We start from the raw sequence: 23,011 nt of genomic DNA, 5'->3' as shown, positions 1-23,011 counted from the left end.
CGGTGCGGATCGCCACCTGGAACGTCAACTCCGTCGGCGCCCGGCTCCCCCGGCTGCTGGCCTGGCTGGAGGAGACCGCACCTGACGTGGTCTGCCTGCAGGAGACCAAGACCGCGGACTTCCCCTCCAACGCGGTCGGCGAGCTCGGCTACGCCGTCGCCCACAACGGCGACGGCCGGTGGAACGGCGTGGCGATCCTGTCCCGGGTCGGGTTGGACGACGTGGCCCTGGCCTTCCCCGGGCAGCCCGGCTACGCCAACACCGACGAGGGCGCCCTGCTGCAGCCCGACCCGGTCGTGGAGGCGCGGGCCCTCGGCGCGACGTGCGGCGGGCTGCGGATCTGGTCGCTCTACGTCCCCAACGGCCGCGAGCTCGGTCACCCGCACTACGACTACAAGCTGGCCTGGCTCTCCGCGCTGCGGACCGCCCTGGCCCCCGAGGTCGCCGCCGGCCCGTTCGTCGTCGCGGGCGACTTCAACATCGCGCCGACCGACGACGACGTGTGGGACCCGTCGCTGTTCACGACCTCCACCCACGTCACCCCGGCGGAGCGGCGGGCGCTCGCGGACCTGCAGTCGATGGGACTGCGCGACGTCGTACCCACCATCTCCAAGGGGCGGGTCTTCACCTACTGGGACTACCGCGCCGGGATGTTCCACAAGGGCAACGGGATGCGCATCGACCTCGTCTACGCCAACGGCGGCGTGACCGTGCAGGACGCCTGGGTCGACCGCGAGGCCCGCAAGGGCACCGGCCCGAGCGACCACGCCCCCGTCGTCGTCGACCTCACCCTCTCACCCTTGCGTCATAGCCCGTGAGCGTGGGCCTCTCCTGAGAGGTGATGACGCAACGGGCGGGGGCTAGGCGCACGACCGTTGCGTCATAGCCCGTGAGCGTGGGCGTCTCCTGAGAGGTGATGACGCAACGGCGACCGGACCCGACGGGTGCCTAGGCTGACGGGACGTCCCGTCGTACCTCGTCTGGAGCCCCGCCGTGCCCGAGTTCACCTACACCGACCTGCTGCCGCTGGGTGCGGACGAGACGCCGTACCGGCTACTGACGAGCGAGGGCGTCTCGGTGGTGCCCGGACCGGACGGGCGCGAGTTCCTGAAGGTCGAGCCCGAGGCGCTCACCCTGCTCGCGCGGACCGCGATGCGCGACATCGCCCACCTGCTGCGACCGGCCCACCTCGCGCAGCTGCGGCGGATCCTCGACGACCCGGAGGCGTCGGCCAACGACCGCTTCGTCGCGCTCGACCTGCTCAAGAACGCCAACATCGCGGCCGGCGGCGTGCTACCGATGTGCCAGGACACCGGCACCGCGATCGTCATGGGCAAGCGCGGCATGTCGGTCCTCACCGACGGCCACGACGAGGAGCACCTGTCGCGCGGGATCTACGACGCCTACACGCAGCTGAACCTGCGGTACTCGCAGCTGGCGCCGCTGACGATGTGGGAGGAGAAGAACACCGGCAACAACCTCCCGGCGCAGATCGAGCTCTACGCGAGCGCGTATGCGTCGTACGACTTCCTGTTCATGGCCAAGGGCGGCGGCTCGGCCAACAAGAGCTACCTCTTCCAGGAGACCAAGGCGGTCCTCAACGAGCGGTCGATGATGGCGTTCCTGGAGGAGAAGATCAGGGCGCTGGGGACGGCCGCGTGCCCGCCGTACCACCTCGCGATCGTGGTCGGCGGGACGAGCGCGGAGCACGCGCTGAAGACCGCGAAGTACGCCTCGGCGCACTACCTCGACGCGCTGCCGACGAGCGGGTCGGCGGCGGGGCATGGCTTCCGCGACCTCGACCTCGAGCTCGCCGTCCATGAGATGACCGCGCGGCTCGGCATCGGCGCGCAGTTCGGCGGGAAGTACTTCTGCCACGACGTGCGGGTCGTGCGGCTGCCGCGGCACGGGGCGTCCTGCCCGGTCGCGATCGCCGTCTCGTGCAGCGCCGACCGGCAGGCCCGCGCCCGCATCGACCGCGACGGCGTGTGGCTGGAGCAGCTCGAGACCGAGCCGGCGCACTACCTGCCGGAGGTGACCGACGAGCACCTCGACGACGACGTGGTGCGCATCGACCTTCGGCAGCCGATGAACGAGATCCGGGCCACGCTCTCGCAGCTGCCCGTCAAGACGCGGCTGTCACTGTCCGGCCCGCTCGTCGTCGCGCGCGACATCGCCCACGCCAAGATCGCCACGCTGCTCGACGAGGGCCAGCCGATGCCGGACTACCTGAAGGACATGGCCGTCTACTACGCCGGGCCGGCGAAGACGCCCGAGGGGATGGCGTCCGGGTCCTTCGGGCCGACGACGGCGGGGCGGATGGACTCCTACGTCGACCGCTTCCAGGCGGCCGGCGGCTCCCTGGTGATGCTCGCGAAGGGCAACCGGTCGACGCAGGTCACCGACGCGTGCGCGAAGCACGGCGGCTTCTACCTCGGGTCGATCGGCGGTCCCGCGGCGCGGCTCGCGCAGGACTGCATCAAGAAGGTCGAGGTGCTGGAGTACCCCGAGCTCGGCATGGAGGCCGTCTGGCGGATCGAGGTCGAGGACTTCCCCGCCTTCGTGGTCGTCGACGACAAGGGCAACGACTTCTTCACCGGGCCGGCCGAGGCCGACGCGGGCCCGACACCGGTGACAATCGCCAGCCGCCGCCCGTCGTAGAGGCCCTTGCGTCCTAGGCCTTGGCGCGTGCGGCTCGCCAGCCGCTCTGACGTCATGCGGCAGCAGGAGCCCAGCCGCGTGAGCGGAACACGGCCTCCACCCCATCGAGCACGCGAGCCTCGTCGAGCCGCCAGGCAAGCAGTGGCACCCGCATCACGACCTTGCCCTCCGCGAGGGTGCCGAGGTCGCGCAAGGTGTCCGACAGCTGCATCCACGGCAGGTCGTGCTGGACTCCGTCGACCTCGAGGGTGAGGCCCCAGACGTCCCAGGCCAGGTCGAGGAAGACCGTGCCGTCGGGGCGGGAGCGCTTGACCTGACGGTCGGGGCGCGGGAGACCTCGTCGAGCGAGCGCGCGGCCGATGTCGAGCTCGCCGACGCTGCGAGCCCCCTCGGCGATGTCGGCCACGGCGCGCCAGAGGGCCGCGCGGAACCGATGTCGGCGTACCCGCTCGAGAGCTTCGGCCAGGTGCGCTGCTGTGCACCGGCCCTGCTGCACCGGCAGCACGAGGAAGAAGACCGCTTGGCGCTCCGTGACTGCCCACAGCGCCGCGAAGACCGCCGACACGGCGGGAGTGGTGCGCCTCAACCCGGTCGTGACGAGGTCCTGCTCGCGCAGCCGCCTCGTCTCGTGACGCACCACCCCCGGCAGCCGGCGACGCTCCGCGCCGTGGGGGACCGCGATGTGGATCGCGTCGTCGGTCAGGGCGTCGATGCCTTCGTGCTGGAGCGCGCTGACCCCCGACAAGGCGGCCCGCGGGCCTGACTCCAGGACGGCCACCCAGCGACGAGCCCCGACATCGAGCGGTCCGTTGTGCAGCGCCAGGGTCGATCGCCCGGTCCGCTGCCATCGCCCCGCCCTCAGCTCACGACGCACCACCCAGCGGGCCACGCCCGCGGCGTAGAGCTGCCGGCGATGCGCGATGAGGGCCTGGTCCTGCGCGATCCGGCGAGCGCGTCGCAGCGAGGACTCGAGGAGGAGGGACACGGACACGCCGACATAAGACACCCACCGAGCACCCCCTGCAGGCGCCCCTGTGGACGACGTGGCCGGCGCCCCGTCGCAACTGTGGACGACCCGGCCGTGCGCCCCGTGACGTCATAGCAGCTCAGGAGATGCCCCCGCTCAAGGGTTATGACGTAGCGACAGGGGAGGGGCAAGGAAGGGGTGGGAGGGGTGGGGGAGGATCAGGACCATGACGCAGATGCGCACGGAGCACGACACGATGGGTGAGGTGCAGGTCCCGGCGGACGCCCTGTGGGGGGCCTCCACACAGCGCGCGATCGACAACTTCCCCGTCAGCGGTCTGCGCCTCGAGCGCGCCCACCTCGAGGCACTCGCCCGGGTCAAGGCCGCCGCCGCCCGCACCAACGCCGAGCTGGCCGTCCTCGACGCCGAGACCGCCGCCGCCATCGCGACCGCTGCCGACGAGGTCGCGACCGGCGTCCACGACGCGCACTTCCCGGTCGACGTCTTCCAGACCGGCAGCGGCACCTCGAGCAACATGAACGCCAACGAGGTCATCGCCACCCTCGCCACCCGCGCGCTCGGCCGCCCCGTCCACCCCAACGACCACGTCAACGCGAGCCAGAGCAGCAACGACGTCTTCCCCACGAGCATCCACGTCGCCGCCGCGACCGCCCTCACCCGCGACCTGCTCCCGGCGCTCGCCCACCTCGAGGCCTCCCTGACCCGCAAGGCCGCGGAGCTCGCCGACGTCGTCAAGGCCGGCCGCACCCACCTCATGGACGCCACCCCGGTGACCCTGGGCCAGGAGATGAGCGGCTACGCCGCACAGATGAGGTACGCCGGGGAGCGCCTGTCCGGCGTACTCCCCCGGTTGTGCGAGCTGCCGCTCGGTGGGACGGCGGTCGGGACGGGGATCAACACCCCGCCCGGCTTCGCCGCCGGCGCGATCGCGGAGCTGGCGCGCGCGACCGGACTGCCGCTGACCGAGGCGCGCGACCACTTCGAGGCGCAGGGGGCGCGCGACGCGCTCGTCGAGACGATGGGCCAGCTCAAGGTGCTCGCGGTGAGCCTCACCAAGGTCTGCAACGACCTGCGCTGGATGGGCTCGGGGCCGCGGGCCGGGCTCGGCGAGGTGCACCTGCCGGACCTGCAGCCGGGCAGCAGCATCATGCCGGGCAAGGTCAACCCGGTCGTGCCCGAGGCCGTGCTCATGGTCTGCATGCAGGTCGTCGGCCACGACGCGACGGTGACGGCGGCGGGCGCCAGCGGGGCCTTCGAGCTCAACGTCGCGATGCCGGTGATGGCCCGCTGCCTGCTCGAGAGCCTGCGCCTGCTGAGCACCTCCACCCGACTGCTCGCCGACCGCTGCGTCGACGGGATCGTGGCCGACGTGGACCGCTGCTACGAGCTGGCCGCGGGCAGCCCGAGCATCGTGACGCCGCTGAACCGCTGGCTCGGGTACGAGGAGGCGGCGAAAGTCGCCAAGCAGGCCCTGGCCGAGCGGCGGACGATCCGCGAGACGGTGATCGCGCGTGGGCATGTGCCCGCGACCCTCACCGAGGCCGAGCTCGACGACGCCCTCGACCTGCTGCGCATGACCGGCCGGGCCTGACCCCCTCCCGACCGAGGGGTGCGTACGCCGGAAGGCCCGCTCCTTCCACCCAGCAGGAAGGAGCGGGCCCCCGGGGCTCGCGGGCGACCTCTCGGCCGCGCCTCACCCTGCAGAACGTGGTTCGTCCCCGATCCTCGCGCACCTCCTCAAGAGGAACCAAGGATTGTCAGATGCAGCGCCCCGCCTGCGCTGAGCAGGCGGGACCGCGCCGGGACCGGCTTACGCCCTATCTCTCCAGCAGGTCGGTGACCAGCGCCGCGATCGCGGAGCGCTCGGACCGGGTCAGCGTGACGTGGGCGAACAGCGGGTGCCCCTTGAGCGACTCGATGACCGCGGCCACGCCGTCGTGGCGGCCGACCCGCAGGTTGTCGCGCTGCGCGACGTCGTGGGTGAGCACGACCCGCGAGCCCTGGCCGAGCCGCGACAGGACGGTGAGCAGGACACCACGCTCGAGCGACTGCGCCTCGTCGACGATGACGAACGCGTCGTGCAGCGAGCGGCCGCGGATGTGGGTGAGCGGCAGGACCTCGAGCAGGCCGCGGGCGAGGACCTCTTCGACGACCTCGGGGGCGACGAGCGCGCCGAGGGTGTCGAAGACCGCCTGAGCCCAGGGGCCCATCTTCTCGGCGGAGTCGCCGGGGAGGTAGCCGAGCTCCTGGCCGCCGACGGCGTAGAGCGGCCGGAAGACGACGACCTTCTTGTGGGCGCGGCGCTCGAGCACCGACTCGAGGCCGGCGCACAGCGCGAGCGCCGACTTGCCGGTGCCGGCCCGGCCGCCGAGGGAGACGATGCCGACCTCGGGGTCGAGGAGCAGCTCGATCGCGATCCGCTGCTCGGCGGAGCGGCCGTGGACCCCGAACGCGTCGCGGTCGCCGCGGACCAGCCGGACGCTCTTGTCCGGGGCGACCCGGCCGAGGCCGGAGCCGCGCTCGGACAGCAGGACGAGGCCGGTGTGGGTGGGGAGCTCGCGGGCCTCGGCGAGGTCGAGCGAGCCGGTCTCGTAGAGGTGGTCGAGGTCGGCCGCGGCGACGGTCAGCTCCGTCATGCCGGTCCAGCCGGTGTCGACGGCGAGCTCCGCGCGGTACTCCTGCGCGACCAGCCCGATCGAGGCGGCCTTGACCCGCAGCGGCAGGTCCTTGGAGACGAGGACGACGTCGGCGCCCTCGGCGGCGAGGTTGGCGGCGACGGCGAGGATGCGGGTGTCGTTCTCGGCGACCCGGAAGCCGGCGGGCAGCACCGAGCTGTCAGTGTGGTTGAGCTCGACGCGCAGGGTGCCGTCACCGTTGGGCAGCGGCTGGTCGAGCCGGCCGTGCTCGATGCGCAGGTCGTCGAGCAGCCGCAGCGCCTGCCGGGCGAACCACCCGAGCTCCGGGTGGTCACGCTTGCCCTCGAGCTCGGTGATGACCACCAGGGGCAGCACCACCTCGTGCTCGGCGAAGCGGCCGATCGCCTGGGGGTCCGACAGCAGGACCGAGGTGTCGAGGACGTAGGTCGTGCGGTCGGCCGTCGTACCGGTCGTGGCGGTCTTCGAAGCGCGTGCGGTCACGTCACAGCCCCCAGCGGAGTGTCGACCGGGACCGGGCCACAGGGCCGGGTCGCGGCCCCTTCCGTGCGACTGCTCGCAACCGGGCCTCCCGAGCGGCCGGCGGAGTGCCTGCCGCTGACCTCGACGGTAGGCGCGCCCGACCGCGGGGGTGGGACCGACACGCGGGCATGACGGGTGACCGGCGTGAACATCGCGTGACGTCCGCTCGACCGGACCCGTCCACGCCAGGCCCGAGCGGACGTAAGAGCAGGGAGGGGTACGCCGGGAGCGGTTTCGTCGGCGTTGCGGGTCAGGTGCCGAAGCGGCGCTGGCGAGCGGCATAGGCGCGCAGGGCCCGCAGGAAGTCGACGTGGCGGAAGTCCGGCCAGTAGGCGTCGCAGAAGTAGAACTCCGAGTGCGCGCTCTGCCAGAGCAAAAAGCCCGACAGCCGCTGCTCGCCGCTGGTGCGGATGACGAGGTCGGGGTCGGGTTGGCCGCGGGTGTACAGGTGCTCGGCGATGTGCTCGACGTCGAGGACGTCGGCGACCTGTTCGAGGGTGGACCCGGCCGCGGCGTGGGCCTGCAGCATCGCGCGGACCGCGTCGGCGATCTCGCGGCGCCCGCCGTAGCCGATCGCGACGTTGACCTCGACGCCCGGTCGACCGGCCGTCCCGGCCGCCGACTCCTTGAGCCGCGCCGCGGTCTCGTCGGGCAGCAGGTCGAGGGCACCGACGACGTTGAGGGTCCAGCGGTTCTCGGGGCGGGCGAGGTCGCTGACGACGCCCTCGATGATGCGCAGCAGCTGGGCGAGCTCGCCCTCGGGGCGGTTGAGGTTGTCGGTCGACAGCAGCCACAGCGTGACCAGCTCGACGCCCGCCTCGTCACACCAGCCGAGCAGATCGGCGATCTTGTCCGCGCCGGCCTGGTGACCGGCCTTGGCGGTCGTGCCGACGGACTTCGCCCACCGCCGGTTGCCGTCGAGGATGACGCCGACGTGGCGCGGGACGGGGGCGCCCTGACGGGTCAGGGTGTCGGCGAGCCGTCGCTCGTAGACGCCGTAGACCACGTCGCGCAGACCCACGTCGCCTCCTCTCGCCGGACCGGCCCCGACAGTACCGACCAGGGACCCCTCCCCACGTGCCGCTCATGTGCGGGTGCTGTGTCAGCCCACGGGCCGGCGCAGCACCGAGGCGTCGTCGCTGGGGTCGTAGCACGCCCCGACGTCGGCGAACTCCTGCATGAGCTGCTCGAGGAACGCGAGCAGCTCGGGTACGCCCACAGCCGCGCGGACCCCGGTGCCACCGGTGCCCCACGCCTCGACGACCGCGCAGTGCTGCAGGTCCCAGGTGCCCGGGTCGCTGCCGAACCCACCCGACCAGTGCCGCACGACCTCGAGGCGCACCCGCAGCTCGCCGACGGCGGTGAGGTCGTCGGGGTCGCGCGAGCGGAAGGCGAACAGCTCGCGGTCGCGCGGCAGGTAGCGCGACAGCGACGCCCAGGTCGCGTCCGGGTCGACGGCGACATCGCGCGCCCACGCCCGCACCCCCGCCTCGACACTGCTGTCGGGGAAGCCTCCGACCGCGCGCCGCAGTCGCGCGGCACTCGCGGCGAGGAAGTAGCCGCAGCGCTCGCCGACCTCGCCGAAGGGCATGCCGTCGCGGGTGAGCCGCAGCGTCACCTCGTAGGGCACCCCGTCGCGGTCGCGCACCGGCACCGGGTGCACACCGAGCACCGAGTCGTCGGCGCACCGCAGCTCGGCCATGTCGTGATCATGCTGTGCTGCAACGGCTCGATCAACTCCTGCCGCAGGGATACCCTTCGCGACGTGCCCCGTCGTCGCGCAGGTGTGCTGCTCCCGCTGGAGCTCGACGTCCTCGACGCGCTGTGCGGCACCCCCGACCTGCACGGCTTCGCGCTCGCGCAGGAGCTCGCCGCTCACGGTGGCCGCACCCTGCTCGGTCACGGCACGCTCTACAAGGCGCTCGACCGGTTGGAGCGCGGCGACCTGGTGACGAGCGCCTGGGAGCAGGGCGATGCCGCGACCCTCGGCCGGCCGCTGCGACGGCTCTACCAGGTGAGCGCCGCGGGTCGGACCGCCCTCGCCGCTGCCCGCGCGGAGGCGCCAGCGACCGCACCCGCACGACAGCTGGCGACGTCGTGACGCTGAGCGAGGCCTGGTGCCGCACCTACACGTCACTCGTGCCCGAGCAGGAGGCCGGGCGACGGCAGGCCGAGGTCGCGAGCCACGTCCACGAGGCGCGGGCCCACGGCGTCTCCGTGCTACGGCTCACCGCCGAGACCGTCGTCGGCGCCGTGGCCGACCTGGTCTGGAGCGACCGCGCGCGGCGACGCGCCGGCGGGGCGCCGCTGCTCGTCGCACCACTGCTCGACGCGTCGGTCGGCGCCATCGTCGCGGGGGCGATCGTGGTGTTGGCCCTGGGCCTGTCGATGCTGCCGGGCGAGCCCTTCGGCCCGCACGACCCGACCGCGTGGATGGCGCTGGGCATCGCCCTGTCGGGCCACGTCGTCGCGCTCGTGCGCCGCGTCCGGGGCAGCCGCTCCCGACGAGGTCGTTGACAACCTGACCCTATCTTCCTATAACGGTGGGACACACCACCACCTGGGGGAGACATGCCAGCACCGAAGAAGACCTACGCCGTTCTCGGCACCCTGCTCGTCGCGTTCTGGTTCCTGGCTGGCATCGGCCAGGGCGAGAACGACAGCTCCACCGCGTCCGACGTGGGCTCCGCGTTCTGGCTGTGCTTCGGCCTGACGATCCTCGCCACCGTCGGCTTCAGCCTCGCCCTCGGCGTGCGCGCCCTGATCCGCAACCGCCGCACCGCCTGACAGGACAGCGAAGAGCCCGTCACCCCAGCGCGGGGTGACGGGCTCCTTTCGTCGTACGAGGGAGGTCCTACTTCTCGAGGCGCTCCACGAGGGCGGCGTGCTGCTCCACGAGCGCCTTCGGCATGTGGTCGCCGAACTGCTCGAAGTACTCCGGCAGCATGCCGGCCTCCTGCTTCCAGATCTCGGTGTCGACCGAGAGCAGGATGTCGAGGTCGCGGTCGTCGATCTCGAGGCCGTCGAGGTCGAGCTCGGCCTTGGCCGGGACGGTGCCGATCGCGGTCGCAACACCCTCGACGCGACCCTCGAGGCGGTCGACGATCCAGGACAGGACGCGGGAGTTCTCGCCGAAGCCGGGCCACAGCCACTTGCCGTCGGCGTCCTTGCGGAACCAGTTGACGGCGTAGATCTTGGGGAGCTTGTCGGCGTCGGTCGCCTGGCCGATCTCGAGCCAGTGTCCGGCGTAGTCGGCCATGTTGTAACCGCAGAACGGCAGCATCGCGAACGGGTCGCGACGCAGCTGGCCGATGGCGCCGGCGGCCGCGGCGGTGGTCTCGGAGGAGACCGTCATGCCCATGAAGACGCCGTGCTCCCAGTCGAAGGACTCGGTCACGAGCGGCACCGCGGTGGCGCGGCGGCCACCGAACAGGATCGCCGAGATCGGGACGCCCTTGGGGTCCTCCCACTCCGGGGCGATGGTCGGGCACTGACCGGCCGGGGTGGTGAAGCGGGCGTTGGGGTGGGCGGCCGGCGTCTCCGACGTCGGCGTCCAGTCGTTGCCCTTCCAGTCGGTGAGGTGCGCGGGCGCCTCCTCGGTGAGGCCCTCCCACCACACGTCGCCGTCGTCGGTGAGCGCGACGTTTGTGAAGATGGAATTGCCGTAGAAGGTCCGCACCGCGTTGGCGTTGGTGTCCTCGCCGGTGCCGGGCGCGACGCCGAAGAAGCCGGCCTCGGGGTTGATCGCGTAGAGGCGGCCGTCCTCGCCGAAGCGCATCCAGCAGATGTCGTCGCCGACGGTCTCGACGGTCCAGCCGGGGATGGTCGGCTGGAGCATCGCGAGGTTGGTCTTGCCACAAGCGCTCGGGAAGGCCGCGGTGATGTACTTGACGTCACCCTGCGGGGACGTGAGCTTGAGGATGAGCATGTGCTCGGCCATCCAGCCCTCGTCGCGGGCCATGACCGACGCGATGCGCAGCGCGAAGCACTTCTTGCCGAGCAGCGCGTTGCCGCCGTAGCCGGAGCCGTGGCTCCAGATCTCGCGGGTCTCGGGGTAGTGGACGATGTACTTGGTGTCGCTGCACGGCCACGGGACGTCGGTCTCGCCGGCGGCCAGTGGGGCGCCCACGGTGTGGACGGCCGGCACGAAGAAGCCCTCGTCACCGATCTCGTCGAGGGCGGCCTGGCCCATGCGGGTCATGATCTTCATGGAGACCACGACGTAGGGGCTGTCGGTGATCTCGACACCGAGCTGGCTGATCTTCGAGCCGAGCGGGCCCATGCAGAACGGGACGACGTACATCGTCCGGCCCGTCATCGAGCCGTCGAACAGCGGGCGGAGCGTCTCGCGCATCTCCGCGGGGGCCATCCAGTTGTTGGTGGGGCCCGCGTCCGCCTCCTTCTCGGAGCAGATGTAGGTGCGGTCCTCGACCCGGGCGACGTCGCTCGGGTCGGACGTCGCGTAGAAGCTGTTGGGGCGCTTGGCCTCGTCGAGCTTGACGAAGGTCCCGTTGTCGACGAGCAGCTGCGTCAGCCGCTGCCACTCCTCCTCGGAGCCGTCGGCCCACTCGACGCGGTCGGGCTTGGTGAGCTCGGCGACCTCCCGCACCCACGCCAGCAGCTTGGCGTTCTTGGTGGGGGCTGTGTCGAGCCCCGGGATCGTGGAAGCGGTGGTCATGGGATCCTCTCCATCGAGGGTGCGAGACGACGTCCGGGCGCGAGCCAGGCGCGATCCGATCAGTGTGCCGTGGACCTACCCGGTCGCGACACCCTCCCACCTTGTGAGATCGCGCACCGTTGCGCAACTCTCGCGAAGCAGGCGCATGATGGTGGTGGGGGCAGGACAGGAGGTACGACGTGGAGCGCACCGTTCCCGAGCGCCCGAGCGACCGTGCCGCCGACCGTCCCTCCCACCGGGCCTCCGACCGGGCCTCCGACCGGGCCCGTGACGTCGCCGAGCGGGCCTCCGAAGCCGCCCACGACGTCGCGGACCGGGCGACCGAGGTCGCCCATGACGTCGCCGAGCGGGCCCACGAGCTCGCCCACGACCTAGCCGTGGCGATCAAGCCGAGGCTGCGCGGGGTCCTGCACGAGGCGGCCTTCGCCATCTCTCTGGTGACCGGCACGGTGCTCATCTGCCTGGCCGACACCGGGCGGGAGCGCGCCGCGGTGAGCGTCTACGCCGCCTCGGTCGCGCTGCTGTTCGGGACGTCGGCGGCGTACCACCGCGGCTCCTGGAGCCCGCGGGCCCACGCCGTCATGGCTCGGCTCGACCACTCGATGATCTTCGTACTGATCGCGGGGACCTACACGCCCTTCGCGGTGCTGCTGCTCGACGGTGCGACCCGCTGGACCGTCCTCGGGGTGGTGTGGGGCGGAGCGCTGACCGGCATCCTGCTGCGCAACGCGCCGCACCGCCCACCGCAGTGGGTCTTCGTGCTGCTCTACCTCGCGCTGGGGTGGGTCGCGCTCGGCTTCCTGCCCGCGATCCTGCGCTCCGGAGGGGTCGCGGTGCTCGTGCTGCTGCTCGCCGGCGGGGCGCTCTACTCCGCGGGCGCGGTCGTCTACGCCACCCGCCGGCCCGACCCGTCACCGCGCTGGTTCGGCTTCCACGAGGTCTTCCACGCGCTGACGCTGGCCGCCTTCGCGACCCACTACGTCGCGGTGTCGTTCGCGACGTACTCGTCCTGATCCTCCCGGCGCCTCCGTAGACCCCCTCCCCTGTGTTGCGTCCTGCAGCGCGAGCGTCGAGGTACAACGCCGGCTGCAGGACGCAACCAGGGGGCGGGACGGGCTACTGCGGAGCGGCGCCGCGGACGCGCTGCACGGAGGTCGTCGCCTCACGCAGCTCCTCGAGCCAGTCCGCGCTGCGCCGGACGACCGGGCGCACGCACCAGGCGAGCGCCTCGGAGCGGCTGCGCCACCCCGCGTCGACGAGCGTGTCGAGCACCTGCCGCTCGGGCTGGCGCAGCCGCGTCATCGCCGGCACCGACAGCGTGAACACCTCGGGGATCACCACACCGCGCAGGACGTTGTCCAGGAGAGCCTGGTCAAGCTGTGCGCCGCCGCGCGGCGAGACGACAGGGAACTGCGGGTCCGACCGTGGTTGTCCGTCGTCGTCCGCAATGCGTGCATGGATGAGCACCGCCGCCGACTGCCCCAGCCGGTCCCCGATGCACCGGACAGTGCAGTGGAAGACGCGGACCCCTTCGGCTCTGATCCGTACCTGGACCAGGCCTGGGAGGCGGGCGATGGGCAGCCTCAGCCGTCGCCGTCGGAGCGGCCGACCGCGATGCCCTCCTCACCGCCGACCGCCGCCTCCTTCCCGACATCCTTCCGCTGACCTCGACGGAAACCGCGTTGACCGCGAGGTCCAGGTGGGAGCGCTGCGCCGGCTGCGGCCTCGTCGGTGGCGGCCCGGCCCTTCTCCAGGTCGAACGTGGGGAGGCGGCGATCGAGCGTCGGCGGGAGCCACCAGTTCGTCCGGCCGCAGAGCACCATCACGGCGGGGACGAGCATGCACCGCACGACGGTGGCGTCGAGCAGGATCGCGATGGTGAGTCCGAGCCCGAAGATCTTCAGCAGCGGGTCGTCGCTGAGGACGAAGCTGCTGAAGACGGCCATCATGATCAGCGCTGCGGAGGTGATGACCCGCCCGGTCCGCGCCAGTCCGGTGGTGACGGCCTCGCGGTTGTCGTCGCTGTCCAGCCATGCCTCTCGCACAGCGGAGAGCAGGAAGACCTGGTAGTCCATCGACAGGCCGAACAAGATGGCGAACATCATCAGCGGAACGAAGCTGATGATCGGGACGGGCTCCTCGAGCCCGACGAGGTCGAGTCCTACGCCCTTCTGGAAAACGCCGACGACGACGCCGAGCGCGGCGCCGATGGACAGCACGTTCATGACCGCGGCCTGCAGCGGGACCAGCAGAGAGCGGAACACCATGGCCAGCAGGACGCAGGACAGCAGCACGACCGCGCCGATGAACCACGGCAGCCGTTGGGCGACGCGGTCGGCGAGATCGACGAAGATCGCGGTCTGTCCACCGACGTGGACCTCGTCACCGGGCGCCGTGACGGTCGGCAGGACGTCTTCGCGCAGTCGATGGATCAGCGCCTCGGTGCCCGGGTCCTGGGGCGACGTCGTCGGGATGACGACGACGATCGCTGCGCGTCCGTCCGGCCCGACAAGAGGAGCCGCGACGCTGGCCACGCCGGGCAGCGCCGCGACGGCATCCGTGAGCCGGGCCAGACGCGGGTCGCTCCCCCGCGGGTCGGTTGAGGCCGCTGCTGCCTCGCCGTCGGCGGGCTCCGGTCCGGGTCGCGCCGGACTGGCCAGGTCGACCGCCAGGAGCAGAGGTCCGTTCGTCCCTGGGCCCAACCCGGCGGCGAGCAGGTCGTACGCCCGGCGCTCGGTAGTGCTCGTCGAGGCGCTGCCGCTGTCGGGCTGCCCGAGACGCAGGCTCAGCGCAGGCGCGGCGAGCCCGAGCATGATGGTCAAGCTCAGCACGACGGACACCCACGGGTGGCGGCCGACCCGCTGCGACCACCGCTGCCACCCAGCGCCCGTGCTGCGGCCCGTCCATGGGAGCCGCAGCCGGTCGATGCGTGTGCCGACCAGGCCGAGCAGAGCCGGCAGCAGGGTGATCGCCGCCAGGACAGCCAGAGCGACAACAAGGCTGGTGGCGTACCCGACCGCCGCGAGGATAGGGACGCCGGCGATGGCCAGGCCGCAGATGGCGATCATGACCGTGACGCCGGCGAACACGACCGCTGCGCCGGAGGTGGCGGTGGCGCGGGCGACCGCGTCCAGGACCGGCATCCCCGCGGCGAGCTGCGTCCGGTAGCGGGTGACGACGAACAGGGCGTAGTCGATCCCCACGCCGAGCCCGATCATCGTGGCGAGGCTCGGCGCCAGGGACGGGATGCCGAAGGCGGGTCCGAGCGCGCTGAGCGCAGCCAGTCCGATGCCCAGCCCCACGAGCGCCGTCACGAGCGGCAGCGACATCGCCACGGCGGAACCGAACGCGATCAGCAGGATCAGCGCGGCGGCCGTGAGCCCGACGACCTCCGCAGCGCCGGTCTCCGGCTTGCTGGCCGCGACAGCGACCGCTCCGCCGACCTCGGTCCGGATGCCCGCTTCCCGCGCGGCCGCCGCCGCCTCCAGGACCCGCTGGACGTCGTCAGGATCGACGTCGCCGGAGGCCTTGTCGAGAGCGAACGCGATCACCGCCGTCCTGCCGTCAGCGCTGATCCTGCCGCCGGCCCGCTGGTCCTCGGGCAGCGCGACCGAGGTGACGTCGGGCGCATCGTCGAGCCGCTCCGCGACGTCAACGATGGCGGCCCGCGGCCCAGGTGCTCGCAGATCGCCGTCGTCGGCGTGCAGGACCAGCAGACCCTCCACCCCGGCGCGGGCGGGAAAACGCTCGGCGAGCAGGTCGAGCGCCTGCTTGCTGCCCGAGCCCGGGACGGTGAAGTCATCGCTCGTGCTCGAGCCGACGGCCACCGCCAGGCCCACGACCAGCAGCAGCACCTGCACCCACACCAGGACCACCGGCCAGCCGTGCGCGGCGCACCAGCGACCGAGCCGCTCCAGCGGCGTCACCGCTGGTGCTGGAGATCGTCGGCTGCGACCTGCAGAGCGTCCGCCGCGACGCGCTCGAGCGAAGGCAGCGACTGCGCCACCGCAGCGGCATCACGCGCGCGCCTGGTCAGCGAAGCGGGTGACACAGCCGCGGCGCCGAGCTCACTCCACGCCGCGGAGCACCGGTCGTAGGCCTCCGCGGCGACCCGGACGGCGTGACTGCCGGTCCGGCTCGCGACGTCGTGGCAGGCCGCTGCCTGGAGCCGTCGGAAGAGCCCGCCGCCCGTCCCGGCCTTCTCGACGAAGACCGGCAGCGCGCGCAGCGCCGAGGTCAGGGTCTCGTCGTCCCACAGCTCGGACCAGCGGGCGACGTCGTCAGCGAACAGCTGGACGCCGTCGAGGCCGGTGCCCATCACCGAGCCGCCCGGCAGCAGCGTCGGATCGACCAGGTCGGGGCCGCCGCTGCGCAAAGAGAGGGCGGAGGCCGCGAACGCCTCGGCAGCGGTGGCGCCGAGGTCGGGCGGCTCGCTCGGCCACTCGACGACGAACGTCGCGTGGCGGGTGGGCATCGGGAACGCTCTGGAGCTGCGGGCGCGAGCGAGCGCGTCGTACGGCACCTGCTGCACGTCGTCGCGGTCGTTGTCGACGACGTACGCGATCTGCTCGTCGTCGTCGTAGCCGACGACCACGATGTCGTGCCGGCTCATCTGCAGCCGCACACGCAGATAGGGCAGCTCGGCGATGTCGGCCCAGACCATCACCGGCCGACCGGCGTCCAGCTCATCGCGCACCCACTGCCATCCGAGGACCGGGTCGTCCGTACGGCGCAGGTCGACCCTCGCACCCAGGCGCCCAAGCAGGTCGACCTCCAGGTCACCGCCGCGACCGACCAGGTACACGGGCGGGACGAGCCCCGGGACGCGCAGGTAGGAGAAGTCGAGCCCGCCTCCCAGGCCGAACACCAGCCCTTCGGCCGGTGGCCCGCCCCAGCCCAGCCCGGCCCAGTCCATCAGGTCGCGAAGAGCCCCGGAGCCGCAGTGACCGGCGCTGCGGTGCCGGTAGTCCAGCAGCACGTGACTCACGAGGCAGCCCCTCTGGAGAAGTGTCCCAGCTCCACCACGATGAACACCGCCTTCGCCTCGACCACCAACGCTCCGTCCTGGTCCACCCCTCGGCCCGAGACGAACAGCTTGCGACCCTCACGCCGGTCCAGGCCGGCCTCCAGCAGGTACGGCACTCCGAGGAGCACCGGCGCTAGGTACCCGACCTCCAGGTGCCGGGTGACCGCGAGGTCGCCGACGATGTACAGCACGAAGCCGAACAGGTCGTCCAGCACCGTGGCGACCGCGCCACCGTGTGCGATTCCGGGAGCGCCGACGTGTCGGGGGTCGAACACCTGGCGGGTCCGCACCCGGTCTCCGTCCCGCCAGACCTGCATGTGGTGACCGTGCGGGTTGTCCGGTCCGCAGCCCACGCACTGCGGGTGGTGTGCCGGTAGCCGGTCCCCCGGCTCTCCGGACACCGCAGAGGAGGCCGAGAAGCCCTGCGCCCACTGCTGCACGATCGGGTCAGACGCCATCACGACCGACCTCGCGCCGCCACGACGCCGGCCCAGGCGTCCAGCAGCTGCCGCTGTCGTTGCGGACGGACCGGGCTGAGCAGCGAGCCGACGCCTCGACCGAGCAGGAGGTCCAACGTCAACTGCACCAGCACCGGGTCGTCACTGACGTACTCCCGGCAGAGGCGGCGCAGCTCCCTCGTGAGCTGCTGCTCGACGGGCACCAGCGCCTCGTGGAGGGCGCTGTCCACGCGGGCGGCGACGTACAGCTCCAGCGTCGCGGCGTACAGCGGCCCCGACAAAGCCTCGGAGAGCAGGTCGAGCGCCCGGCGCGGGCGGGTGCTGTCGTCGGGCAGGCGGCCGGCCTTGTCCTGCACCCACTCCAGTCGGCGGGCTGCCAGGTGCTCCACCGCCGCGCCCATCAGGCGCTGGCGCGTGCCGTAGTGGTGCAGCTGCGCGCCGCGCGAGACTCCCGCCCGTTCGGCCACCGCAGAGGTCGTCGTGCCGCCGTAGCCCAGCTCGACCAGGCAGGCCACCGTGGCGTCCAGCAGCAGGCGCTGCGTCGTGGCTGAGCGCTCCGCCTGCGTCCGCCGCACCGTCTTCAGAGTCATCCGGTGAACATACAATCACGACGGCATGCATCCTCCGCTTGGCGCGCTATGTTGCCGTGGTCACACCGGCCGACGAGACAGGATTCTGCGCGTGCGCTTCACCGAGGAGCACTCCGCCTTCCGCAAGGTCGTGCGCGACGTGGTGGAGCGCGAGATCACGCCGCACGTCGACGACTGGGAGCGGGACGGCACGTTCCCCGCCCACGACCTGTTTCCCAAGCTGGGTGAGCTGGGACTGCTCGGGCTGGAGTACGACCCGGAGTACGGCGGCCAGGGTGCCGATCACCTCTACACCGTGATCCTGTGCGAGGAGCTCACCCGGGCGGGGGCGGCCGGCATCCCGATGGCCATCGGGGTGCAGACCTGCATGGCCACGCCGTCGCTGCACGAGTTCGGCAGCGACGACCTCAAGCGGCGCTACCTCGCGCCTGCCATCGCCGGCACGCAGGTCTGCTCGATCGCGGTCACCGAGGCCGGTGCCGGCTCCGATGTCGCCTCCATCCGCACCCGCGCGGTCCGGGACGGCGACGAGTGGGTCATCAACGGCAGCAAGCTCTACATCACCAACGGCACGCAGGCCGACTGGCTGTGCCTGCTGGCCCGGACCTCCGACGACGGTGGCTACCGCGGGATGTCGCAGATCGTCGTGGAGACCGCCACGCCCGGGCTCGCCGTCTCCCGCAAGCTGGACAAGCTGGGCAACCGCTCGTCCGACACCGCGGAGCTCTCATTCGTGGATGTCCGGGTGCCGGTGGCGAACACCATCGGCGTCGAGGGACGCGGCTTCCAGCAGCAGATGTCGCAGTTCGTCGTCGAGCGCATGTTCGCCGCATACGGGGTGCCCACGTCGGTCCGGAGGGCGCTGCGCCGGACCAGCGACTACCTCAAGGAGCGGGAGGTGTTCGGCAAGCCGCTGATGAGCAACCAGTACCTCGCCTTCCGCCTGGCCGAGCTCTCCGCGCAGGCCGACCTGCTGCAGGCACAGAACTACGCGTGCGCCGAGGCGTACATGGCCGGTGAGGACACCACCCGGCTGGCGACGGTGGCCAAGCTCGTCTCCGGCCGGCTGATCCGCGAGGTCGCCGACACCTGCCTGCAGTTCCACGGCGGCGTCGGCTACATGGAGGAGACCTGGACGTCGCGGTTCTTCCGCGACAGCCGCCTGCTGTCGATCGGCGGTGGCGCGGATGAGGTGATGCTCCAGGTGCTCGCCAAGCTCGACGGCTTCGACGCGTGACGGCGCCCGCCGAGAAGCGCGCGCTGTTGCACGCGCTGCTGGATGACCTGGCGGCGGAGTCCGCCGACCTCGACGAGCGTGTCGCGGGACTCGACGAGGCTGTCTGGTCGACGCCGACGCAGCGCGGACGTGCCGGCCACCAGCAGCGAGGCGCCGGTCCAGTCGATCGCGTGGTTCTGCCGCTCCAGGCGCAGGTGCAGGGCCGGCTGCACGACCACCATCGCCAGCAGGCCGATCGGCACGCTGATGACGAGCACCAGCGCCAGGAGGCGTTGTCGACCAGGCAGCCGCCGAGCAGCGGCCCGCCGATCGTGGCGACGCCGAAAGCCGATCCGATCAGGCCCTGGTAGCGGCCGCGCTCGCGCGGCGGGACGACATCGCCGATGATCGCCTGCGACAGCGCCATCAACCCGCCGACGCCAAGGCCCTGCAGGGCCCGGAAGGCGACCAGCTCGGTCATGTTCTGACTGAGGCCCGCCAGAGCAGAACCAACGACACACACACTGCTGCCTGCGGGCGCGCGTCGTCTGGACGACGCGCTGTCCGTCGTCGGTCAACGCCAGCAGGTGCGCGCGGCGGTCGGAGTGGTCCGGCCGGCGCTCCACCAGCCCGCGCTGCTCCAGTGCGGCCAGCTGACGGGAGACGGTGCTGCGTTCCAGTCGCACCACCTCGGCCAGCGTGGACAGTCGTTACGGGCCGTCCGCGCGCAGGCTGGAGAGCAGCGCCTACGACGTGCGCTCGTCGGCCGTCGCGGCGTCAGGTCGTTGCATGCTGCACACAAGCTGCTGTCGTCAGGGGATGTTCCGTGACCTGCATCACCCTCGTCGGGCCACGTGGCCGGCAGGAGAACGCTCTCTCACGTGGAAACAACAGGTGAACGTCCCGGCAACAGTCCCCGACTTCCGCAGGAGCCCCCACATGCGCGCCAGCCGCCGCACCATCCTCGGTCTGGTCACGGCGCTCGTGGCCGGCGCGGCCGCCGCGCCCGCTCTCGCCGCTCCGGAACCCACGATCCGCACCCAGGTCGTGCGCTCCTTCGACGGCACGCCGATCAAGAGCACGCTCTTCCTGCCGCCGGGGGCGTCCCGGACGTCGCCGGTCCCGGTGGTGCTGCGCACGCACGGCTGGGGAGGTGCCGGCGAGACCGCCGTGGGCACCGGCACGCTGTCCAAGCTCGTCGCCGCTGGCTACGCGGTGCTCACCTGGGACGCTCGCGGGTTCGGCGAGTCCGGTGGCGAGGTGCACGTCGACAAGCCAGAGTACGAGGGCCGCGACGTGACCGCCCTGCTGGACTGGCTGGCGCGGCGTCCGGAGATCAAGAAGAACGGCCCCGGTGACCCGCTCGCCGGCTTCTCGGGCATCTCCTACGCCGGCGGCATCCAGTTCTCCACCGCCGCGTTCGACGACAGGTTGGACGCGCTGGCTCCGGAGATCGCCTGGAACGACCTGCGCTACTCGCTGTTCAGTCACGGTCCCACGAAGCTGTGGTCGCAGCTGCTGTTCGTCGCCGGAGTCACCTCGGTGACCGGCGGTGTCCCTGGCGGCGCCGCAGGGGTCCAGACCGGCGGCTACTCCAGCGGCCTGGTCACCTCGGAGGTCACCGGGCTGCTGCAGAACGGGTTGACCCCGCAGGCGGACGAGTTCTTCGGCGGCTCCAGCTTCGGGGTCTACGGCAAGGACAACCCGGTGGCCGTGCCGACGCTGGTCATGCAGGGCAGCGTCGACACCCTGTTCAACCTCAACGAGGGCCTGGCCAACTACCGCCAGGTCGCGGCGACCGGCGCCCCGGCGAAGTTCATCGCCTTCTGCGGTGGGCACGTGAGCTGCCCGGCCAGCTACGCCAAGGCCGACGACCGCGCCCACCTGGACCGGGCCATCCTGACCTGGTTCGACCGCTACCTGCGCGGCAACAGCAAGGCCCGCACCGGAGCGGCCGTCGAGTACCGCACGAACCAGGGCGTCTTCCGTTCCCTGAAGCAGTGGCCGACGAGCGGTGGCCTCACCGCGACCGGCCGTGGCGCCGTCACCGCGCTCGGCGTCGTGCCCGGCGCGGTCACCGACCCGGCCGGCCTGCTGGCCTCCCCCGGCCGGGGCCTGGGCGCCCTGACCACCGCGCGGGTCGTCCCGGCCGGGCCGACGACCTTCAGCATCCCGATCACGAAGGCGGGCAAGCAGCCGCTGGAGGTCGTGGGCACCCCGTCGGCCTCTCTCTCGGTCACCGGTATGGGCGGCGCCGACCTGTTCCTGTCGCTGGTGGACAAGGAGTCCGGCGCGGTGCTCAACCTGCAGGACGTCGGGGTGCGGCTAACGGGCCTGTCGGCCGACCCGCAGGAGCTGACCGTCGACCTGCCCGCGGTGGCCTACACCCTGCCGGCCGGCCACACGTTGGAGCTGCAGGTCACCACCGACAGCACGGCGCACCTCACCCAGCGGCTCCCGGGCACTGCGGACGTGGCCGTGAGCCTGCGGGTCCCGACCGTCACCCCCGGCCGGGCGGTCGCGAAATAGGACTCTCCTGACGGAACCGTGGGTCTCTATGTCCGGCCGGGGAGGTCGGGGCGGTGGCCGCCGAGGCTGAGCATGGCGAGGGCGATGAGGGCGTCGGCGGAGTGGAAGCCGAACGCGACGCGGGTCAGGACCCGGATCTTGGTGTTGGTCGATTCGACGAGGGCGTTGGACAGGTCCTCGCGGATCGATGCTTCGATCTGGGGTCGGTGTCTGCGGATCTTGCGGCCGAGCTCGACGAAGGTCGGGATGCGGCAGCGGGCCGCCCAACTCAGCCACGTGTCGAGGGCTTCGATCCCGGCGTCGGGCCCGTCGCTGTGGCCCAGGACGAACACGGTCCGCAGGCCTTCCTTGAGCAGGTAGCCGCGGTGCAGCCGGGGGTCGGTGGTGGCGATCCAGTCGAGCTTGGTCTGCTGCGTCTCGGTGAGGTTCTCCGGGTTCTTCCACAGCGCGTAGCGGGCACCCTTGAGCGCCTTCGCGAGGTCGTGTCCGGGACGGGGTCCGGACGCTTGGGTGCCGTCCTTGCGAGGCCGGCCGGCGCGTCCCTTCGGTTCGGTTCTGGCGATCGCCCGGGCCTCGTTCCAGGCCTGCCGGCGCAGCACGTCCAGAGCCTCGGTCGCCCACGCCACGACATGGAAGGGATCAGCGCAGCGGATCGCCTGCGGTGCACGGACTTTGACTACGTCAGCGATCCACTCCGCTCCGTCGGCGGAGACGTGCGTGAGGAGCTTGCTGCGCTCCTGTCCGAGGTCGTCGAAGAACTTCCTGACCGTGGCCTTGTCGCGGCCGGCTGCGGCCCAGACCAGCCGCTTGCTGTCATGATCAATCACGACGGTGATGTAGCGGTGGCCCTTCTTGTAGCTGATCTCATCGATCCCGATCCGGCGCAACCCCTCGAGCCGGTCCACGCTCGCGTCGATGTCCGCGACAACGCGGGTGATGATCGCCCCGACGGTGCGCCACGCGATCCGCATCAACCGCGTCACGGCCGTCTTGGAGGTCTGCACCGCCAACCACGCGACCTGATCGTCGAAGAAGCGAGTATGACCGGCGTGATGCCGCGCCCACGGCACCGCCGCGACCAGCCCGCCATGGTCGCAGCCCGAGATCCGGGGCGCATCGGCCTCCAGTTCCGCCACGACCGTCCCGAGGTCCAGCGCCCGCCACCGGCGACGGCCCTCGCCTCGGTCATAGGCCGGGCAGCGACGACGGCACTGCGGACAGCGTCGCCGTTCCCGCTCATGCGGCTTCACGTGCGCCGTGATCACACCGGCTTGTTCGTCGTACTCGACCCGCTCGACCGTGGTCTTCTCGACCCCGAGCGGCCGAGCCCATACCGTTGCTGAACGCACGCCGTTCTCCCGCACTGTGGTTCTGGCCTTCGACAGCAAGAACCGTAGGCGGGGAACGGCGTGTCAGCGTCTCCGGCTCAGATCGCGACCCACGGAAGCGTCAGGGGAGCCGAAATCTGGATATTCACTCTTCCCTGATCCCGGAGGACCCTGTGCCCCCTCGCCGCTATCGCTCTCCCCTCGTCCTGGCGGCAGCCGTAGTCGTCGCCGTTCCCGGCGTCGGCTACGTCAACGCCTCTGCCGCCGACCCGAACGATCCCCGCCTGATCGGCCGCCTGTCGACGCTGTTCGACGAGGGGTTCGGCAAGAGCCCGCGCTGCGAGCTGGAGGCCGACGGCAA

Annotated in this window: 20 protein-coding genes and 3 pseudogenes; 10 read left to right on the top strand and 13 right to left on the bottom strand. The window is 71.7% G+C overall.

Annotation, left to right across the window (positions count from 1 at the left end):
• Nucleotides 1-2 precede the first annotated feature (2 nt).
• Together Q8R60_16480 and Q8R60_16475 are read left to right on the top strand one after the other, a co-directional pair.
• Nucleotides 3-818, top strand: a complete 816-nt coding sequence (locus tag Q8R60_16480) for an exodeoxyribonuclease III (protein MDP3714070.1) — start codon at nucleotides 3-5, stop codon at nucleotides 816-818.
• A 175-nt stretch (nucleotides 819-993) separates the two neighbouring features.
• On the top strand, nucleotides 994-2,661 hold the full coding sequence (locus Q8R60_16475) for a fumarate hydratase (protein ID MDP3714069.1): 1,668 nt from the start codon (nucleotides 994-996) through the stop codon (nucleotides 2,659-2,661).
• A gap of 52 nt (nucleotides 2,662-2,713) precedes the next feature.
• On the opposite strand, the gene Q8R60_16470 is transcribed toward Q8R60_16475, so the two are convergent.
• Nucleotides 2,714-3,652: a hypothetical protein gene (locus Q8R60_16470; GenBank protein ID MDP3714068.1), complete on the bottom strand. Its 939-nt coding sequence runs from the start codon at nucleotides 3,650-3,652 to the stop codon at nucleotides 2,714-2,716.
• Between the two features lie 202 nt (nucleotides 3,653-3,854).
• Here Q8R60_16470 and Q8R60_16465 point away from each other — a divergent pair, with 202 nt between their 5' ends.
• Complete coding sequence (locus Q8R60_16465) at nucleotides 3,855-5,240, top strand: class II fumarate hydratase (GenBank protein MDP3714067.1); 1,386 nt, start codon at nucleotides 3,855-3,857, stop codon at nucleotides 5,238-5,240.
• A 226-nt stretch (nucleotides 5,241-5,466) separates the two neighbouring features.
• Here Q8R60_16465 and Q8R60_16460 read toward each other — a convergent pair whose 3' ends face one another.
• The 3 genes from Q8R60_16460 to Q8R60_16450 all read right to left on the bottom strand — a co-directional run bounded on the left by Q8R60_16460 (nucleotide 5,467) and on the right by Q8R60_16450 (nucleotide 8,527).
• The gene (locus Q8R60_16460) at nucleotides 5,467-6,786 is read right to left on the bottom strand and encodes a PhoH family protein (GenBank protein MDP3714066.1); all 1,320 of its coding nucleotides are present in this window, start codon (nucleotides 6,784-6,786) and stop codon (nucleotides 5,467-5,469) included.
• A 289-nt stretch (nucleotides 6,787-7,075) separates the two neighbouring features.
• Nucleotides 7,076-7,846, bottom strand: a complete 771-nt coding sequence (locus Q8R60_16455; protein MDP3714065.1) for an isoprenyl transferase — start codon at nucleotides 7,844-7,846, stop codon at nucleotides 7,076-7,078.
• An 81-nt stretch (nucleotides 7,847-7,927) separates the two neighbouring features.
• Nucleotides 7,928-8,527 carry a hypothetical protein gene (locus Q8R60_16450; protein ID MDP3714064.1) on the bottom strand — a complete coding sequence of 200 codons (600 nt, stop codon included), beginning with the start codon at nucleotides 8,525-8,527 and terminating at the stop codon, nucleotides 7,928-7,930.
• 63 nt (nucleotides 8,528-8,590) lie between these two features.
• Here Q8R60_16450 and Q8R60_16445 point away from each other — a divergent pair, with 63 nt between their 5' ends.
• Genes Q8R60_16445 through Q8R60_16435 form a run of 3 tightly spaced genes read left to right on the top strand, consistent with a single transcriptional unit; the run spans nucleotide 8,591 to nucleotide 9,612 of the window.
• Nucleotides 8,591-8,926, top strand: a complete 336-nt coding sequence (locus Q8R60_16445) for a helix-turn-helix transcriptional regulator (GenBank protein ID MDP3714063.1) — start codon at nucleotides 8,591-8,593, stop codon at nucleotides 8,924-8,926.
• Nucleotides 8,923-9,342 (top strand): hypothetical protein, encoded by a 420-nt coding sequence (locus Q8R60_16440; protein MDP3714062.1) that lies wholly within the window; start codon nucleotides 8,923-8,925, stop codon nucleotides 9,340-9,342. Before Q8R60_16445 ends, Q8R60_16440 begins: the two co-directional genes overlap by 4 nt.
• 54 nt (nucleotides 9,343-9,396) lie before the next feature.
• Nucleotides 9,397-9,612 (top strand): hypothetical protein, encoded by a 216-nt coding sequence (locus Q8R60_16435; GenBank protein MDP3714061.1) that lies wholly within the window; start codon nucleotides 9,397-9,399, stop codon nucleotides 9,610-9,612.
• A 67-nt stretch (nucleotides 9,613-9,679) separates the two neighbouring features.
• On the opposite strand, the gene Q8R60_16430 is transcribed toward Q8R60_16435, so the two are convergent.
• Nucleotides 9,680-11,503, bottom strand: coding sequence for a phosphoenolpyruvate carboxykinase (GTP) (locus Q8R60_16430; protein ID MDP3714060.1), 1,824 nt, complete (start codon nucleotides 11,501-11,503; stop codon nucleotides 9,680-9,682).
• 179 nt (nucleotides 11,504-11,682) lie between these two features.
• Here Q8R60_16430 and Q8R60_16425 point away from each other — a divergent pair, with 179 nt between their 5' ends.
• The gene (locus Q8R60_16425) at nucleotides 11,683-12,516 is read left to right on the top strand and encodes a hemolysin III family protein (GenBank protein ID MDP3714059.1); all 834 of its coding nucleotides are present in this window, start codon (nucleotides 11,683-11,685) and stop codon (nucleotides 12,514-12,516) included.
• Between the two features lie 103 nt (nucleotides 12,517-12,619).
• On the opposite strand, the pseudogene Q8R60_16420 reads toward Q8R60_16425, so the two are convergent.
• The 5 genes and pseudogenes from Q8R60_16420 to Q8R60_16400 all read right to left on the bottom strand — a co-directional run bounded on the left by Q8R60_16420 (nucleotide 12,620) and on the right by Q8R60_16400 (nucleotide 17,577).
• Nucleotides 12,620-12,829, bottom strand: a pseudogene (locus tag Q8R60_16420) (hypothetical protein).
• Between the two features lie 257 nt (nucleotides 12,830-13,086).
• Complete coding sequence (locus tag Q8R60_16415) at nucleotides 13,087-15,429, bottom strand: MMPL family transporter (protein ID MDP3714058.1); 2,343 nt, start codon at nucleotides 15,427-15,429, stop codon at nucleotides 13,087-13,089.
• Nucleotides 15,426-16,490 carry a BtrH N-terminal domain-containing protein gene (locus Q8R60_16410; protein ID MDP3714057.1) on the bottom strand — a complete coding sequence of 355 codons (1,065 nt, stop codon included), beginning with the start codon at nucleotides 16,488-16,490 and terminating at the stop codon, nucleotides 15,426-15,428. Before Q8R60_16410 ends, Q8R60_16415 begins: the two co-directional genes overlap by 4 nt.
• Nucleotides 16,487-16,987, bottom strand: coding sequence for a PaaI family thioesterase (locus tag Q8R60_16405; GenBank protein ID MDP3714056.1), 501 nt, complete (start codon nucleotides 16,985-16,987; stop codon nucleotides 16,487-16,489). Before Q8R60_16405 ends, Q8R60_16410 begins: the two co-directional genes overlap by 4 nt.
• A complete protein-coding gene (locus Q8R60_16400) occupies nucleotides 16,987-17,577 on the bottom strand; it encodes a TetR/AcrR family transcriptional regulator (GenBank protein ID MDP3714055.1) in 591 nt (196 codons plus the stop codon). The genes Q8R60_16405 and Q8R60_16400 overlap by 1 nt, the downstream gene beginning before the upstream one ends.
• Nucleotides 17,578-17,668: 91 nt before the next feature.
• On the opposite strand from Q8R60_16400, the gene Q8R60_16395 reads away from it, so the two are divergent.
• Both Q8R60_16395 and Q8R60_16390 read left to right on the top strand, forming a co-directional pair.
• Entirely contained in the window at nucleotides 17,669-18,814 is a 1,146-nt protein-coding gene (locus tag Q8R60_16395; protein ID MDP3714054.1) for an acyl-CoA dehydrogenase family protein, read from the top strand.
• Complete coding sequence (locus tag Q8R60_16390; protein MDP3714053.1) at nucleotides 18,811-19,164, top strand: hypothetical protein; 354 nt, start codon at nucleotides 18,811-18,813, stop codon at nucleotides 19,162-19,164. The genes Q8R60_16395 and Q8R60_16390 overlap by 4 nt, the downstream gene beginning before the upstream one ends.
• Here Q8R60_16390 and Q8R60_16385 read toward each other — a convergent pair.
• Together Q8R60_16385 and Q8R60_16380 are read right to left on the bottom strand one after the other, a co-directional pair.
• Nucleotides 19,128-19,316: pseudogene (locus tag Q8R60_16385) on the bottom strand (MFS transporter). The gene Q8R60_16390 and the pseudogene Q8R60_16385 sit on opposite strands and share 37 nt — an antisense overlap.
• A 52-nt stretch (nucleotides 19,317-19,368) precedes the next feature.
• A pseudogene (locus tag Q8R60_16380) lies at nucleotides 19,369-19,491 on the bottom strand (MarR family transcriptional regulator).
• Nucleotides 19,492-19,732: 241 nt separating this feature from the next.
• Here Q8R60_16380 and Q8R60_16375 point away from each other — a divergent pair.
• Nucleotides 19,733-21,322, top strand: a complete 1,590-nt coding sequence (locus tag Q8R60_16375) for a CocE/NonD family hydrolase (GenBank protein MDP3714052.1) — start codon at nucleotides 19,733-19,735, stop codon at nucleotides 21,320-21,322.
• Between the two features lie 26 nt (nucleotides 21,323-21,348).
• Here the strand turns inward: Q8R60_16375 and Q8R60_16370 are convergent, their stop codons facing one another.
• A complete protein-coding gene (locus tag Q8R60_16370; GenBank protein ID MDP3714051.1) occupies nucleotides 21,349-22,671 on the bottom strand; it encodes an ISL3 family transposase in 1,323 nt (440 codons plus the stop codon).
• Between the last annotated feature and the right edge of the window lie 340 nt (nucleotides 22,672-23,011).

This window comes from Mycobacteriales bacterium (assembly GCA_030697205.1).
Classification (GTDB): Bacteria; Actinomycetota; Actinomycetes; order Mycobacteriales; family SCTD01; genus JAUYQP01.
This window is presented reverse-complemented; position numbering and strand designations above follow the sequence as displayed.

Bases quoted from the DNA above. Each gene is read 5' to 3' on its own strand.
- Q8R60_16465 (MDP3714067.1), top strand. From the start codon at position 3,855: ATGACGCAGATGCGCACGGAGCACGACACGATGGGTGAGGTGCAGGTC.
- Q8R60_16450 (MDP3714064.1), bottom strand. From the start codon at position 8,527: ATGGCCGAGCTGCGGTGCGCCGACGACTCGGTGCTCGGTGTGCACCCG.
- Q8R60_16435 (MDP3714061.1), top strand. From the start codon at position 9,397: ATGCCAGCACCGAAGAAGACCTACGCCGTTCTCGGCACCCTGCTCGTC.
- Q8R60_16430 (MDP3714060.1), bottom strand. From the start codon at position 11,503: ATGACCACCGCTTCCACGATCCCGGGGCTCGACACAGCCCCCACCAAG.
- Q8R60_16405 (MDP3714056.1), bottom strand. From the start codon at position 16,987: ATGGCGTCTGACCCGATCGTGCAGCAGTGGGCGCAGGGCTTCTCGGCC.
- Q8R60_16400 (MDP3714055.1), bottom strand. From the start codon at position 17,577: ATGACTCTGAAGACGGTGCGGCGGACGCAGGCGGAGCGCTCAGCCACG.
- Q8R60_16375 (MDP3714052.1), top strand. From the start codon at position 19,733: ATGCGCGCCAGCCGCCGCACCATCCTCGGTCTGGTCACGGCGCTCGTG.